This is a genomic window from Cupriavidus sp. BIC8F (genome assembly GCF_032465815.1).
Classification (GTDB): Bacteria; Pseudomonadota; Gammaproteobacteria; order Burkholderiales; family Burkholderiaceae; genus Cupriavidus; species Cupriavidus necator.
The window spans coordinates 1,530,074-1,544,659 of sequence record NZ_CP136095.1 but is presented as its reverse complement, the minus strand read 5'-3'; the positions used below and the strand labels follow the sequence as shown (position 1 = coordinate 1,544,659).

Sequence of the window (14,586 nt, the reverse complement as noted above, 5' to 3'; positions counted from 1 at the left end):
CGTAGCAAATGCGGACTTCTGCTTACGCCGCAGCCTGCGCCGGCACCCGTCCCGCGGGCCGTTCGAGGCCCAGGTGCGAACGCAGCGTGGTGCCCGCGTACGCAGTGCGGAAGATGCCGCGCCGCTGCAGGATCGGCACCACGCCATCGACGAAGGCCTGCAGCCCGTCGGGCAGCGCATCGGGCATCAGGTTGAAGCCGTCGGCGGCACCATGGCGGAACCAGTGTTCGATATCGTCGGCCACCTGCTCCGGCGTGCCCACGATCACGCGGTGGCCGCCGCCGCCCGCCAGCTCGCGGATCAGCGCGCGCACCGTCAGGTTCTGGCGCTGTGCCACCGCCACGGTGGCGCGGAAGAAGGTGTGGTTGCCGTTGGCCGGCAGCGCCAGGTCATCTGGCAGCGGCGCATCCAGGCTCAGCCGTTCCACCGGAATGCCCAGTGTGCCGGCCAGCCGCACCAGGCTGTAGTCCCACGGAATCAGGTCGACCAGCTCGTCGCGGCGCTGCCGCGCCTGCGCCTCGGTGGCGCCGATGACGGTGGTCAGCCCCGGCAACACCTTGACCGCGTCCGGGCCGCGCCCCAGCGCTTCGGCACGCGCGTTGATCTCGCGCTTGCAGGCCAGCGACTCCTCGAACGACTGCGACGCGGAGAACACCGCCTCGGCATGCCGCGCGGCCAGCTCGCGCCCGTCGCTGGAGCCGCCGGCCTGGAACAGCACCGGATGGCCCTGCGGCGGCCGCGGCAGGTTCAGCGGCCCCTGCACGTCGAAGAAGGTGCCATGGTGCGCCACCGGCCGCAGCCTGGCGGTATCGACAAAGCGCCCGCCGTGCTTGTCGCCGATCAGGGCATCGTCTTCCCAGCTGTCCCACAGCGCCTTGACGAGATCCGTGAACTCGTCGGCACGCGCATAGCGCTGTCCGTGGTCCGGCGGCGCGGCGCGGCCGAAGTTGCGTGCCGAGCCGGCATCCGCCGTGGTCACCACGTTCCAGCCCGCGCGGCCGCCACTGACATGGTCCAGCGTGGCAAAGCGCCGCGCGATGTTATAGGGCTCGTTGTAGCTGGTGGAGGCCGTGGCAACCAGTCCGATATGGGTAGTCGCCGCGGCGACGCAGGCCAGCAGCAGGGTCGGCTCCAGCGCCGTGATCGGCCGGAAATGGATCTGGTCGGCGATCGAGGCATTGTCGGCCAGGAAGATCGCGTCGAACTTACCCGCTTCGGCGATGCGTGCCAGGCGGATGTAGTGCTGCACGTCCACGAACGCGCGCGGGTCGCTGGCGGGCAGGCGCCACGCCGACGGCACGAAGCCGGAATGGAGCGCGTTGAGGTTCAGGTGCAGCTGGCGCTGCGGTGAGCTTGCTGTCATCGTTCGTCTCCGGCGGCTCAGAACACCCGGCCTTCGGCCAGGTGCGTGGTGTCGCCGTTCAGGTGGTAGGCGCCGACCACGCGCGCCTTGTGCAGCAGCGGGTTGTGGCTGAAGATCGTGCGCAGGTTGCGCCAGTGCCGGTCGAAGTTGTGCTGCCTGGCGGTGGCCGAGGCGCCGCCGGCCTCGAACATGCGCTCGGCCACGTGCAGCGCCAGCTTGCTGACCACCAGCTGGGTCTGCGCGGTAGCCAGCGCGCCGGCCAGGACCAGCGCTTCGGCGTCTTCGGAGCGTGCCAGCAGCGCATCGGCCGAGCGGTCCAGTGCGCGCGCATTCTCACGCACCAGTGCGTCGATGGCATGGCTGTGCGCGGCCAGGTCGCCGATCACCTGTTGGATGAAATGGTCCTCGCGAGCCGAGGATGCCGGGCTGTGCAGCACCGGACGGCCATGATCGCGCACATAGCGCAAGGCATCGGCCCAGGCATTGCGCACGATCCCCGCCGCCACCGCCACCAGGTGCAGCTGGCGCAGCGCGCCGCAGTGACGGCCGACCAGCGTGCTGTTGGCGCGCCGCGTCACTTCATCGGCGAGCACCTGCACGTCGTCCAGCACCAGGCTGCCGCTGGCGGTCATGCGCTGGCCCATGCCGTCCCAGTCGTCAACGACGTTGAAGCCGGGGCGATCGGTCGGGATGATGATCGAGGCATCGGCGCCATCGGCATCCTTCACATTGATGCGGGCGTAGTCGGCGAAGGCGGTGCCGGTGGAGTAATACTTCTTGCCGCTCAGGCAATAGTGCTCGCCGTCGCGCCGCAGCGCCGTGGTGATTTCACCGGGACGCGACGTGCCGCGTTCCGTGGAGGCACCGCCGAAGATCGCGCCCCCGACAATGCGCTGCACCTGCAGGTCATTGAAGGCCGAGCGCGGCGCCAGGCGCAGCGACTCGGTCTGGTCGAAGTGGATGCGCAGCGCGTGCGCGACGTTCGATTCCTCCGCGGCAATCGCGGCAATGACCTCGAACAGGTCGGCCAGCGAGCCGCCCAGGCCACCCTGCTCCACCGGGAGCCGGAGCACGCCAAGCCCGGACTCGCGAAACAGCGCGAAGGCCTCATAGGGCAGCAGCCGCCGTGCCTCGCGGGCGGCCGCATCGACGCCAATCTTCTGCGCCAGCGCCGGCACGGTGTCCAGCGCGGCGCGCAGCGCGTGCCGCGCATTGAAGTCCAACGGGGCATTCATAAGTCATTCCTTCCGTGCGGATGAGCAGGCTCACAGGATAGGGAGCCCTGCATCACACGGGAACGAATGAATGCCCATATCGTTATCTGCCAGGTGCGGTCGCACCGTTCTCCCATGAAGCTACAGCCGACTCCGGAATAGGTGCCATTAAATGCACTCGATTGAAGCTGTAGAGATCGCTACATAGTTGATTCACACTCTACAAGCACTTAGTATCGGCCCATGGAACCAGCTCCGGAACTGTGGACCCTCCTCGTCATCAGCCTGCCGACCAAGGGCGCTACTGCCCGGATGCGCATCTGGCGAGCCCTCAAGGCACTAGGCTGCGCTGCACTGCGCGACGGCGCCTATCTGTTGCCGACGGCAAGCGCGCAAAGCGCTCAACTGCGTGACCTGGCCGATGAAACCATCCAGGAAGGCGGCCAGGCCTGGCTGCTGAACGTGCGCGCGCATGATCCGGCGGAGGCTCACGCCTACCGGACACTGTTTGACCGCACGGCCGACTACGCCGGCTGGCTGGCCGCCCTCTCCGAGGACCGCAAGAGCTTGTCCGGCCAGGATGAAGCCGGGATCGCCCGCCTGCTGCGCCGGCACGGCCGTGCCTTTGATGCCATCGCCGGGACCGATTTCTTCCCCAACGACGCATCGGCCAACGCCGCCTTGCAATGGCGGGACTTCAACAGTGCGGTCGAAACCCTGCGCTCGCCAGGCGAGCCCCAGCCTGCAAGCGGCGGCATCCCGCGCCGGGATCCTGCCCAATACCAGGGGCGCGACTGGGCAACGCGGCGCCACCTGTGGGTGGACCGGGTTGCCTGCGCATGGCTGATCCAGCGTTTTATCGACCCGCATGCGCGCTTCCTGTGGCTGGAGCATCCCGCGGACTGCCCGGATGACGCGCTGGGTTTCGACTTCGACGGCGCCGCCTTCACGCATGTGGGCGACAAGGTTTCATTCGAGGTGCTGCTGGGCAGCTTCGGGCTGGACGCCGACCGCGGACTGGCCCACCTGGCCAGCATGGTCCACGCCCTGGATATCGGCGGAGCCCAGGTGCCCGAAGCCAGCGGGTTCGAAGCCGTGCTTGCCGGCGCGCGCGAGCGCCTGGCGGGTGACGACGCGCTGCTGGCCGAAATCGGCCGTACCCTCGATTCCCTTTATGTGCATTTTTCCGGAAAGCGATAGCACCATGCCCCTGAGGTCCACGACATGAGCAACGTCTCGCAGGCTCCGACTCCTCCGGCCGCGCTCACGGAACGGCCGCGCTACACCCTCTGGCAGCTGGTCGGCTACATGCTGCGCCTGGGCACGTTCGGCTTCGGCGGTCCGGTGGCGCTGGCTGGCTACATGCATCGCGACCTGGTGGACCGGCGCCAGTGGATCACCGACGCCGACTACAAGGAGGGGCTGGCCCTGGCACAGCTGGCACCCGGCCCGCTGGCCGCGCAGCTGGCCATCTATCTGGGCTATGTCCACTACCGGACCGCGGGCGCGACGCTGGTCGGGATCGCGTTCGTGCTGCCGTCATTCCTGATGGTGCTGGCGCTGGGCTGGGCCTATGTGCGCTTTGGCGGCCTGACGTGGATGCAGTCTGTGTTCTACGGCGTCGGGGCGGCGGTGATCGGCATCATCGCGATCAGCGCGTACAAGCTCACGACCAAGAGCGTGGGCAAGGACCGCCTGCTGTGGGCGATCTACCTGGTACTTGCCGCGGTCACGGTGGTCACCGAATCCGAAATCGCGTGGATGTTCCTCGCGGCCGGGCTGCTGGTGTGGTTCTGGCGCGCCCCGCCAAAATGGCTGCGCCAGGGCGGCCTGCACGCGGCCGCGGCGACACAGCTGCCCCTGGCCGGCGGCGTGGCCGGCGCCATTGACTGGCCCCTGCTGGCGCAGATTGCCGTGTTCTTTGCCAAGGCGGGCGCCTTCGTGTTCGGCTCGGGGCTGGCCATTGTGCCGTTCCTGTACGGCAGCGTGGTCACCGACTTCCACTGGCTAAATGACAAGCAGTTCGTGGATGCCGTGGCGGTGGCCATGATCACGCCCGGCCCGGTGGTGATCACCGTCGGCTTTATCGGCTACCTGGTGGCCGGCTTTCCGGGCGCATCGGTTGCGGCGCTGGCCACCTTCCTGCCGTGCTACCTGTTCACCGTCTTGCCGGCCCCCTACTTCAAGAAATACGGCAAGCTGCCCGCCATCCTGGCCTTTGTCGATGGCGTGACCGCTGCCGCAGTGGGAGCCATCACCGGCGCGGTGATCGTGCTGGCCAGGCGTTCGATCGTGGATGTGCCGACGGTGCTGCTGGCGCTTTGCACGGTAGCGTTGCTGCTCAGGTTCAGGAAGCTGCCCGAACCCGTGATCGTGGCCGGCGCGGCGCTGATCGGCCTGGTGGTCTATCCGCTCATGCATCATTGAGGGGAGTGCCGCGCCGAGTCCATGAAATCGCTTTGCGGTCTCGGGCGCACAACCAGCGCACTGCCCTGGGGGCCGAAGCCACTTGCGATGTGCGGCTTTGGGGAATCTAATCCTACGGAGGAGGCGTCCCGAGGAGGGTCCCATGGCGCAATGCACAAGATGCGGATCTGAGAACCCCATAGGCGCCAATTTTTGCCAACAATGCGGCAGGCCCCTCATCCGCCAATGCCGGCGCTGCGGCTACGCCGTGCCCCCGGGGGCACGCTTCTGCAGTTCCTGCGGCGAGCCCTGCAGCGATCTGGCACCCGCTGCGCCCACCTCGCCGGTCTCCTACACGCCGCCCCATCTGGCCGAGCGCATCCGGAGCGAGCAGGCAGCGCTTGAAGCCCGCGGCGAGCCCGCTGGCGAACGCAAGACCATCACTGTCCTGTTCGCGGACATGGCGGGCTCGACCGCACTGATCCATGACCTGGATCCGGAGGAAGCACACCGCCTGATCACCCCGGTGATCGAACTGATGATGGAGGCGGTGCACTACTACGAAGGCTACGTCGCCAAGTCCTTGGGCGACGGCATCCTGGCGCTGTTCGGCGCACCGATCGCCCATGAGGACCACCCCCAGCGTGCGCTTTACGCCGCGCTGCGCATGCAGAAGGCGATGCAGCGGCACAGCGACCGGCTCAGGCTGGAGCAAGGCATCTCGCTGCAGATCCGGGTCGGCATCCATACCGGCGAGGTGGTCGTTCGCTCGATCCGCAAGGACGACCTGCACACGGACTATGACCCGGTCGGCCACACCATCCACATTGCCTCGAGGATGGAGACCATGGCCGCCCTCTCGTCCATTTTCGTCAGCGAATCCACCCACAGGCTTGCCGAAGGATACTTCGCGTTCAAGCCGCTGGGCGTGGCCCAGGTCAAGGGCATTCCCATGCCGCTGGCTGTCTATGAACTGACCGGAACCGGGCCGCTGCGCACCCGCCTGCAGGTGGCGGCACATCGCGGCCTGGCGCGCTTCGTGGGGCGTGAGGCCGAACTGGAGACGCTGCAACGGGCACTGGAACGGTCCGCGGCCGGCCAGGGCCAGATCGTCGCCGTGGTTGGCGAAGCCGGGGTCGGCAAGTCGCGGCTGTTCCACGAGTTCAAGGCGCGCTCGCCCGGCAGTTGCCTGACGCTGGAAACATTCTCGGTGTCCCACGGCAAGGCCTTTGCCTACCTCCCGCTGATCGAACTGGTGAAGAACTATTTCCAGATCGAAGCCCACGACGATGAACGGAGGTACCGGGAAAAGGTTGCCGGCCGGGTCGTGATGCTCGACCGGGCACTGGAGGACGTGCTGCCGTACCTGCTCCACCTGCTGGGCATCAGCGAGCCCGGTTCGGCAATGCCGAACATGGATGCCCGGATCCGACGCCAGCGCACGTTCGAGGCGATCACGAACCTGCTGTGCCGCGAGAGCGGGAATCAGCCGCTTGTTCTGCTGTTCGAGGACCTGCAATGGCTGGACAGTGAAACCGAGGCCTTTCTGGATGTGCTGATCGACCGCCTTCCTGGCGCCAGGATCCTGCTGCTGCTGAACTATCGGCCCGAGTACCAGCATGGCTGGGGCCAGAAGGACTTTTACATTCCGCTGCGGCTGGATCCATTGGGCCAGGCTGAGGCCCAGCAACTGCTCGCCGCCCTCCTTGGAGACGATCCCGCGCTGATGCCCCTCAAGGGCCTCATTCTGGAAAAGACCGAGGGCAATCCCTTCTTTATGGAAGAGGTGGTGCAGACCCTGTGCGAGGAGAAAGCCCTGCTGGGCGAGCCCGGCCATTACCGCATCGAGAAGACGCCCGCCGCGCTGCACATCCCGACAACAGTACAGGGTGTGCTGGCCGCCCGCATCGATCGGCTGTCCCGTGCCGGGAAGGACTTGTTGCAGACCCTGGCCGTGATCGGGAAGGAATTCTCCCTGAGCCTGATCCAGCGGGTTGTCGCGCAGCCGGATGAGCAGTTGCGCCCTCTCCTCGCCCAGCTGGAATTGGGGGAGTTCATTTATGAGCGTCCAGCATTCCCCGATATCGAATACACGTTCAAGCATGCGCTGACCCAGGAGGTGGCCGGCAACAGCCTGCTCACGGAGCAACGCACAGCGCTGCACCAACGCACGGCCCAGGCGATCGAAGCACTCTTCCAGAATCAGCTAAAAGACCACTACAGCGAACTGGCCCGGCACTACAGCCTTGGCGGCAACGATCCGAAGGCGGTGGAGTACCTGCAATACACCGGACAGCAGGCCGTGCAGCGGTCTGCCTATCACGAGGCGATCAGCCACCTGAATGCCGCGCTGGCGCTGCTTGGCCGGCAGCCCGACACCCCGGAACGTGCCCGCCAGGAGCTCGCGCTGCGGCTTGCCATCGGGCCGGCCTTGACTGCCGCCAGGGGCTTTGCCTCATCCGAGGTGGAAGCGACCTACAGCCGCGCCCTGGCACTGTGCGGCCCGGCCAGGGACACACCAGAGCTTTTTCCGACGCTAGTCGGGTTGCGCACCTACTTCTCCCTGCGTGCAGAGCACGCGAAGGCCTACGAACTAGGGGAGCAACTGCTGCACCTGGCCGAGCAAAAGAAAGATCCGGAGTTGTTGGGCGAGGCCCATGTCTCGCTTGCGACGACCTCGTATTACCTGGGCAGATTCAGTATCGCGCATGCCCACGTGCGTGAAGCGCTTGCGCTCTACGGCGCAGGATCGCATCACACCCACCTGAATGTCCATGGCGTGGATCCGGAGGTACGCGGCCTGTCGACTTCGGCCCTGGTCCTCTGGAGTCTTGGCTATCCTGACCAGGCCAGCAAGAGCGCGCAGGACGCGCTTGCGCTGGCACGGCAGCTGTCCCACCCCTTCAGCCTTGCGCATGCCTTGTGCCAGACGGCAGAACTGCACCACTTCCGCCGCGAGCCCCAACTCACGCAAGAATACGCCGAGGCAGCCATCACGCTCTCGACCGAGCAAGGTTTCCCGCTCTGGCTTGCGTGGACGACCATCCTTCGCGGTTGGGCGCTGGCCGAGCAGGGGCAGCCAGAGCCAGGCATCGCGCAGATGCGCGAGGGGCTGGCGGCCTACCACGCTACGGGGGCGGCGTTGGGGCATTCGCATTTCCAGTGTCTCCTGGCCCATGCCTACGGACGCCAGGGACAATTGCAGTCAGGCCTGAGCGCGCTTGCCGAGGCAAAAGACGCGGTGGACAAGACCGGGGAACACTATTGCGAAGCCGAGTGGCACCGCATCAAGGGTGAGCTGATACGGCAAGGACAAGGTTCGCCGGATCTCAGGCCTGATGGCAATGCGGAAGCGGAAGCGGAAGCTTGCTTCCACAAGGCGATCGACATCGCGCGACAGCAACATGCCAGGTCGTTCGAATTGCGGGCTGCCTTGAGCCTGGCGCACCTGTGGCGGCAGCAAGGCAAGGTGGAACCCGCCACACAGTTGCTGGCCGGCATCAAGGCTGGATTCACCGAAGGCTTCGACAGCGCGGACATGCAGGACCTGGCGCTTGCCTGACGTTGACGCCATGGCAGCCTCCCGGTCAGGAACCACCGGCTTCCCCACGATCCTGTTTGGCGCTTTCGATCGCCACAACTTCGGCGACCTGCTGCTGCCGCATGTGATGCGAAGCCTGATCGGGCAGGCCAACCCATTCTACGGGGGCCTGGCCGAGCGCAACCTGAGAATCCATGGCGGCCATCGGGTCCACACCCTGGCGCGGCTGGCAGCCACCGTGGGCGACAGCGCCGTCGATGTCATCCATGTGGGTGGCGAAACCCTGACCTGCTCGCTCTGGGAGGCGGCCGTGATGCTGCAGCCTCCCGAGCAGGCCCGGGCGGTGGTGGCGCTGCTCGATGCCCGGCCGCACGAGCGGACGGTCTGGGCCCAGGCGCAGCTGGGCGTACCGGACTTGGTCCCCTACCTGTTGCCGGCCGGCATCTTTGCCAATGTCCGGCGTGTCATTGTCCACGCCGCCGGGGGCATTGCACTTGGATCGGTTGAGCCCGGCATGCGGGCCGAGGTGGTGGCCAAGCTCGGGGCCGCCACCAGCGTCGGGGTACGAGACCATCAGACCCGGGCCATGCTCGCGGAGAACGGCATTGCCTGCCGCCTGGAGCCCGATCCGGCCGTGCTGGTGGCCGAGCTGTTCGGCGACTGCATCCGCCGGCGCGCCCGCCAGGGCGAGTGCGCCCGCGTCGTGTCAGGGTTCCCTGGCGGATACCTGGCCGTGCAGTTCAGCGCGGATTTTGGCGACGACGATACCCTTTCACAGCTGGCGGCCCAGCTCGAACGTATCGCCCGGGCCAGGACCCTGGGCCTGGTGCTGTTTCGCGCCGGCGCCGCGCCCTGGCACGACGACCTGGCTTGCTACCAGCACCTGGCGGCACGGCTGCGCGGCACGCCTGTGGTCCTGTTCGACTCGCTCAATCTGTGGGATATCTGTGCGCTGATTGCGCACAGCCAGGGCTTTGTCGGCAGCAGCCTGCACGGCGGCATTGTCGCCGGTGCCTTTTTCCTGCCACGGCTTGGCCTGTTCCGGGCCGCACAACCTCCGGGCACCAGCAAGCAAGTCGCCTTTGCCGCGGCCTGGGGCGCGGCCGGGGCGCCGGCCGCGGTCACCGTGCAGGATCTTGCGGCCGGCCTGGACGAAGCGATGGCGATCCGGGCCGCCCAGCGCAGGGAATTGGCCTGGGAATGGGCCAGGGCCTGCAGGACCGCATTCCAGCTGGTTCAGGAGAACTAGCGCGATCGGGCCCTACTGCGAGGCATGGCTACTGCTATCGGCACATCGCCATCAGCTGTACCCACGCCAGCGCAAAAGCCGGGTCGAGCCAAGATGTCAGTGCCACCATGCACAGGCCCGCCAGGCCGAGTACCGACAGCCATATGCCAAGCGCCGGTCCGCGGCGCGGACTCATGACCGCGCCGGCACGAGGCCGGTCCTGACGATCTGCCGGTCGTCGATCGGGAAGTGCAAGGCCGCGGCCAGTACGCCCAGCGTCATGGCGCTGAACCAGACCGGGTCGTACGAGCGCGTCAGCTCGAACACCAACCCGCCCAGCCATACGCCGAGGAACGAGCCCAGCTGGTGGCCGAAGAACACGAAGCCAAACAGCGTGGCGAGATAGCGCACGCCGAACACCTGTGAGAGGATCCCGCTGGTCAGCGGCACGGTGCCGAGCCACAGGAAGCCCATCGCCGCGCAGAACAAGTACAACGTGGGCGTGCTCAGCGGCAGTAGCAGGAACAGCGCCATCGCCGCGGTACGCACGAGGTAGATGCCGGCGAGCAGGTATTTCTTGCTGTGGCGGTCGCCCAGCAGGCCGAACACGTAGATGCCGGCCACATTGGCGAGCGCGATGATGGCGAGCGCGGCCATGCCGTCGGCCGGACGCATGCCGCGATCCAGCAGATAGGCGGGCAAGTGGCTGGCGATAAAGGCGAGCTGGAAGCCGCAGGCAAGAAAGCCGAGGTTGAGCAGCCAGAAGCCGGAATGTCCGAAGGCCTCGCGCACCGCGCCGAGCAGCGGCGGCTGGCCGCCGCTGCTCGGCGCGGTGGTCTCATCCGCGGCCGGTGCCGGCGCGGCGGCAATCCGGTCCTGGAATGGCAACGCAAGCGGCAGCAGCACGGCCAGTGCCAGGGCGAGCATCAGCAGCGTGGTCGCCCATCCCGATGCGACCAGCAGCCCCTGCGCGGCCGGCACCAGCGCGAACTGCGCGATGCCGCCGACGGCGCCGGCCAGGCCCAGCGCGCGGCTGCGCTGCGCGGCGTCCGCCATTCTGCTCAGCGCGCCATACACCACGCCGAAGGTCGTGCCGGACAGCGCAATGCCGATGCAGACGCCTGCCGACCAGACGAAGGCCGGTGACGTGTCTGCCTGGGTCATTCCGTAAAGTCCGGCGGCATATAACGCCAGTCCGCCGGCCATCACCTTCCATGAGCCGTACCGGTCGGCCAGCATGCCAGTGAAGGGCTGCGCCAGCCCCCAGACCAGGTTCTGCACCGCCATCGCGAAGCCGAAGGTCTCGCGGGTCCAGCCGCGCTCGGCGATGATGGGCAGCAAGAACAGACCCTGCACATGGCGCACGCCCAACGCCAGCCCCATCAGCAGGCCGCCCGCCAGCACGAGCACCCACAGCTCACGCCACCATGGCGTGGCGGACTGCGGCGTGGCGATGGCGGCGCAAGTGTGTGGCAGGCGAGAAGTCATGACGGCCCCTTGTCGGACAATGGCGCCGGCAGGCGCGCGATGGCTCTATTGCAGCCGCCCTGGCGCCGTGCTTCAAGCGATCATTTGGTCGTTCTGCCATGCGCACCGCGCATGGCAAGAGGGCCGGGGATCGTGCTGTAATGGCGTATCGCGAATCTGCCAGGAGGCCACCGCATGTCCGTCCCGCTTGTCCGGCTGTTTCCGCTCGACCTGCTCAAGGGCTTCGTCGCCGTCGGCCGACGCATGAGCATTACGCAGGCGGCGGACGACCTGTGCCTGACGCAGTCGGCGGTAAGCCGGCAGATCCACGCACTGGAGGAGCAGCTGAAGGTGCCGCTGTTCGTGCGCAAGCATCGCGGCGTTGCGTTCACCGCCGAGGGCGAACGGCTGTTTCGCAGCGCCGACAGCGCGCTGCAGCAGCTGCAGGACGTGGTGGCCGAGGTGCGCCGCAACGAGGGCCAGCGGGCCGTCACGGTCACCGCCAGCATCGGCGTGACCGGCTTGTGGCTGCTGCCGCGGCTGGGGAACCTGCAGAAGACGCATCCGCATCTGGATGTGCGCCTGTCCGCCAGCAACCGTATCAGCGACCTGCGTGCCGAGGGCATTGACCTCGCCGTGCGCTATTGCCGCGATGCCGCGGCGCCGCCCGATGCCGTGCGCCTGTTCGGCGAACACATCGCCCCGGTCGCCCATCCATCGCTGGTGGCCGGGGTCGCCCGGCACGACGAGGCGCTGCTTCAGTTGCCGCTGCTGGAATTCGACGATCCCCGTCCGTGGCTGCAATGGCGCAGCTGGCTCGAGCCGCGCGGCTACCGCCAGGCGAGCCAGCACGGCGTGCTTCGCTTCAATCAGTACGACCAGGTCATCCACGCGGCGCTGGCGGGACAGGGCGTCGCACTGGGCCGGCTCGAGCTGGTGCGGCCCCTGATCGATGGCGGCCAGCTGGTGATCGTGCCGACGGCGCTACAAGCGCCGCCGAGCCCCAACGCGTACTGGCTGGTCCATGCCTCCGCCCATCCGCGCGAGGACGTCAGCTGCGTAGCCGAGTGGATTTGCCAGGAAGCCGCACGCACCGTCAGGACACGCGCGAGCCCCAAAGCCACCTGAGCCAGGGAAAACCGGTACGGCGCTGGTGTGGCGGCGCTTCGATCCCGCACAACACGGGGCCCGCGCCGTGCAGCGCCGCCAGAAACACGTCGGCGTCACCATGCAGCCGATAGCGCTCGCCGGGTGCGAGCAGGACGTCCGGGGACGGCCTGTCCCGTGTTTCGAACGTCAGCCACAGGCTGCCGCCGCGGCAGACCAGTTCCGCGCCGGCCCGCAGGTGCAGGCGCAGGCATTGCGCTTCAAGGCAAAGGGTGTATGGCATGAAAGGCTCCGGTGAGCCATTTCATTGTGAGAGCCGGCGTCGCGGCTTGCCATGAGCATTGCGTCGGCCAGCCATGCATTATCCGATCGCATACGGCCCGGCAAAGCCACCGGGATTGCCGAGTCCCCCGTAAACGAAAAGGCGGGCTTCCGAAGATGCCCGCCCGTCTTGCTGCGAAACGCCCACGTGCCTGTCCGTCAGGCTGGCACTTGCGTCCCCGCCGCCGCCGTCTCCTTCGAGAACAGACTCCTGGAGGTGGCAACATGGCTGGCCAGCACCGGGCGCAAGACCATGATCGCCAGGAAGGCAGCGGTCAGGTCCATGGCCGCAACCGTGTAGAGCACCGTCGACCAGGTGCCGGTCGCCTCCATCATCAGGTTGCCGACCGGCACGAACAGTGCGCCGATGCCCTTGGCCGTATAGAGCACGCCGTAGATCTTGCCGATGTGCTTGGTGCCGAAGGCATCGCCGGCCAGTGCCGAGAACAGCGAGTAGACCTCGCCCCAGGCCAGGAACACCACGCCCGACAGGATCAGGAAGGCGTACGGGTTGCTGCCGAAGTAGCCGAGCGCGATGATGCCCAAGCCTTCCAGGGTGAAGGCGATGACCATGGTCTTCTCACGGCCGATGTTGTCCGAGATCCAGCCGAACAACGGACGCGAGATGCCGTTCATGATCCGGTCGAGCATCAGCGCGAGCGGCAGCGCGGCCATCACGAAGAAGTGCAGGTCGACCTTGAACTCCTTCACACCCAGGTCCTTGGCGATGACGCCAAGCTGGGCCACGGCCATCATGCCGCCGGTGACGACCAGGATGAACATCACAAACATCAGCCAGAACAGCCTGGTGGACATCGCTTCCTTGAGCGTGTAGTCGCGCGTGGCCTGGACCAGCTTCTGCGATGCCCTCACCTCGCTACCCTTTGGTGCGCGCAGGAACCACGCCGCGACAAAGGCGAGCCCGCCCTGCAGCAGGCCGAAGAACAGGAAGGTGTGCTGGAAGCCCTGCGACTCGATCATGGCCGCGATGGGCAGGATCGTCGCCGCGGAGCCGGCGCCGTAACCGCCCGCGGTCAGGCCCACCGCAAGGCCGCGGCGGTCCGGGAACCACTTGAGCGCGTTGTTGATGCAGGTGGCGTAGATCGAGCCCACGCCAAGGCCGCCAACGGCTGCGCCGACGTAGAAGCCCATCAGGGTAGTGGCCTGGGAGTTGATGCACCACGCCGCGCCGATGAAGACCGCGCCGAAGGCGACCATCATGCGCGGGCCGAACCTGTCGATGAAATAGCCTTCGATCGGCGCCAGCCAGGTCTGCACGAGGACGAAAACGGTGAAGGCGATCTGGATGCTGGCGCGCGACCAGCCGTAGGTGCCCTGGATTTCAGGGACGAACAGGGTCCAGGCGTACTGGATATTGGCGGTGGCGATCATGCAGACCACACCGACAATCAATTGCAGCCAGCGTGTGCCTTCCGGGACCTGGCGATTAGCGCCCAGCGCTGCCGATGGATTACTCATTTGCGCGCTCCTTGAATCATTTGACCATTCAATTGCGGGGGTGCGGGCGGGTATGCGGGCGCGCTGCGCCTCAGCATAAGGGTGGCTGTTGGCATTTCATGTCTCCTGTGTCATTGGCATTTATTTGCCTCTTTTTCCGACGCCGACCTGAGGTCTCCGACCTCACCTCTCTCAAGTTCGGAGTGGCGATGGGATACACAGTATGTGATATATCAAGTAAGTCAAGCGAAAGGCATGGCAGGGTTTTCACTGAATTAATGACGGGGAAGGATCGGCACCGAATATTCACGCTGAATATGCATCGTCGCCCCCGGATAAAAGCGTCGCCAGGCGCCACACGATGACCACAAAACCCTTTGCTGGAGCCGCTTTCAGGCGAATTGCCGCCGATAGATAAGCGTTCGTTTTGAATGAATGAGGAAAAGGACTTAAACCTCATCATTACGAATTTGTAATGCCG

At 66.5% G+C, this 14,586-nt stretch carries 10 protein-coding genes; 5 read left to right on the top strand and 5 right to left on the bottom strand.

Annotated elements, in window-relative coordinates; translation table 11 throughout:
• Nucleotides 1–22 precede the first annotated feature (22 nt).
• Both RS901_RS27170 and RS901_RS27165 read right to left on the bottom strand, forming a co-directional pair.
• A complete protein-coding gene (locus tag RS901_RS27170) occupies nt 23–1,363 on the bottom strand; it encodes an LLM class flavin-dependent oxidoreductase (protein ID WP_316157234.1) in 1,341 nt (446 codons plus the stop codon).
• Between the two features lie 17 nt (nt 1,364–1,380).
• A complete protein-coding gene (locus RS901_RS27165) occupies nt 1,381–2,598 on the bottom strand; it encodes an acyl-CoA dehydrogenase family protein (protein WP_316157233.1) in 1,218 nt (405 codons plus the stop codon).
• A gap of 222 nt (nt 2,599–2,820) precedes the next feature.
• On the opposite strand from RS901_RS27165, the gene RS901_RS27160 reads away from it, so the two are divergent.
• The 4 genes from RS901_RS27160 to RS901_RS27145 all read left to right on the top strand — a co-directional run bounded on the left by RS901_RS27160 (nt 2,821) and on the right by RS901_RS27145 (nt 9,773).
• On the top strand, nt 2,821–3,777 hold the full coding sequence (locus RS901_RS27160; RefSeq protein ID WP_316157232.1) for a chromate resistance protein ChrB domain-containing protein: 957 nt from the start codon (nt 2,821–2,823) through the stop codon (nt 3,775–3,777).
• 24 nt (nt 3,778–3,801) lie between these two features.
• A complete protein-coding gene (locus RS901_RS27155) occupies nt 3,802–5,004 on the top strand; it encodes a chromate transporter (RefSeq protein WP_316157231.1) in 1,203 nt (400 codons plus the stop codon).
• Between the two features lie 142 nt (nt 5,005–5,146).
• Nucleotides 5,147–8,545, top strand: coding sequence for an adenylate/guanylate cyclase domain-containing protein (locus RS901_RS27150; RefSeq protein WP_316157230.1), 3,399 nt, complete (start codon nt 5,147–5,149; stop codon nt 8,543–8,545).
• A gap of 10 nt (nt 8,546–8,555) precedes the next feature.
• A complete protein-coding gene (locus RS901_RS27145; RefSeq protein WP_410054239.1) occupies nt 8,556–9,773 on the top strand; it encodes a polysaccharide pyruvyl transferase family protein in 1,218 nt (405 codons plus the stop codon).
• 171 nt (nt 9,774–9,944) lie between these two features.
• Here the strand turns inward: RS901_RS27145 and RS901_RS27140 are convergent, their stop codons facing one another.
• Nucleotides 9,945–11,240, bottom strand: a complete 1,296-nt coding sequence (locus RS901_RS27140; protein ID WP_316157228.1) for an MFS transporter — start codon at nt 11,238–11,240, stop codon at nt 9,945–9,947.
• Between the two features lie 174 nt (nt 11,241–11,414).
• Between RS901_RS27140 and RS901_RS27135 the strand changes: the two genes are divergently transcribed.
• Nucleotides 11,415–12,347, top strand: a complete 933-nt coding sequence (locus RS901_RS27135; protein ID WP_316157227.1) for a LysR substrate-binding domain-containing protein — start codon at nt 11,415–11,417, stop codon at nt 12,345–12,347.
• Here RS901_RS27135 and RS901_RS27130 read toward each other — a convergent pair.
• Nucleotides 12,316–12,609 (bottom strand): DUF2917 domain-containing protein, encoded by a 294-nt coding sequence (locus RS901_RS27130; RefSeq protein ID WP_316157226.1) that lies wholly within the window; start codon nt 12,607–12,609, stop codon nt 12,316–12,318. The two genes, RS901_RS27135 and RS901_RS27130, sit on opposite strands and share 32 nt — an antisense overlap.
• Nucleotides 12,610–12,806: 197 nt before the next feature.
• A complete protein-coding gene (gene oxlT, locus RS901_RS27125; protein WP_316157225.1) occupies nt 12,807–14,126 on the bottom strand; it encodes an oxalate/formate MFS antiporter in 1,320 nt (439 codons plus the stop codon).
• Between the last annotated feature and the right edge of the window lie 460 nt (nt 14,127–14,586).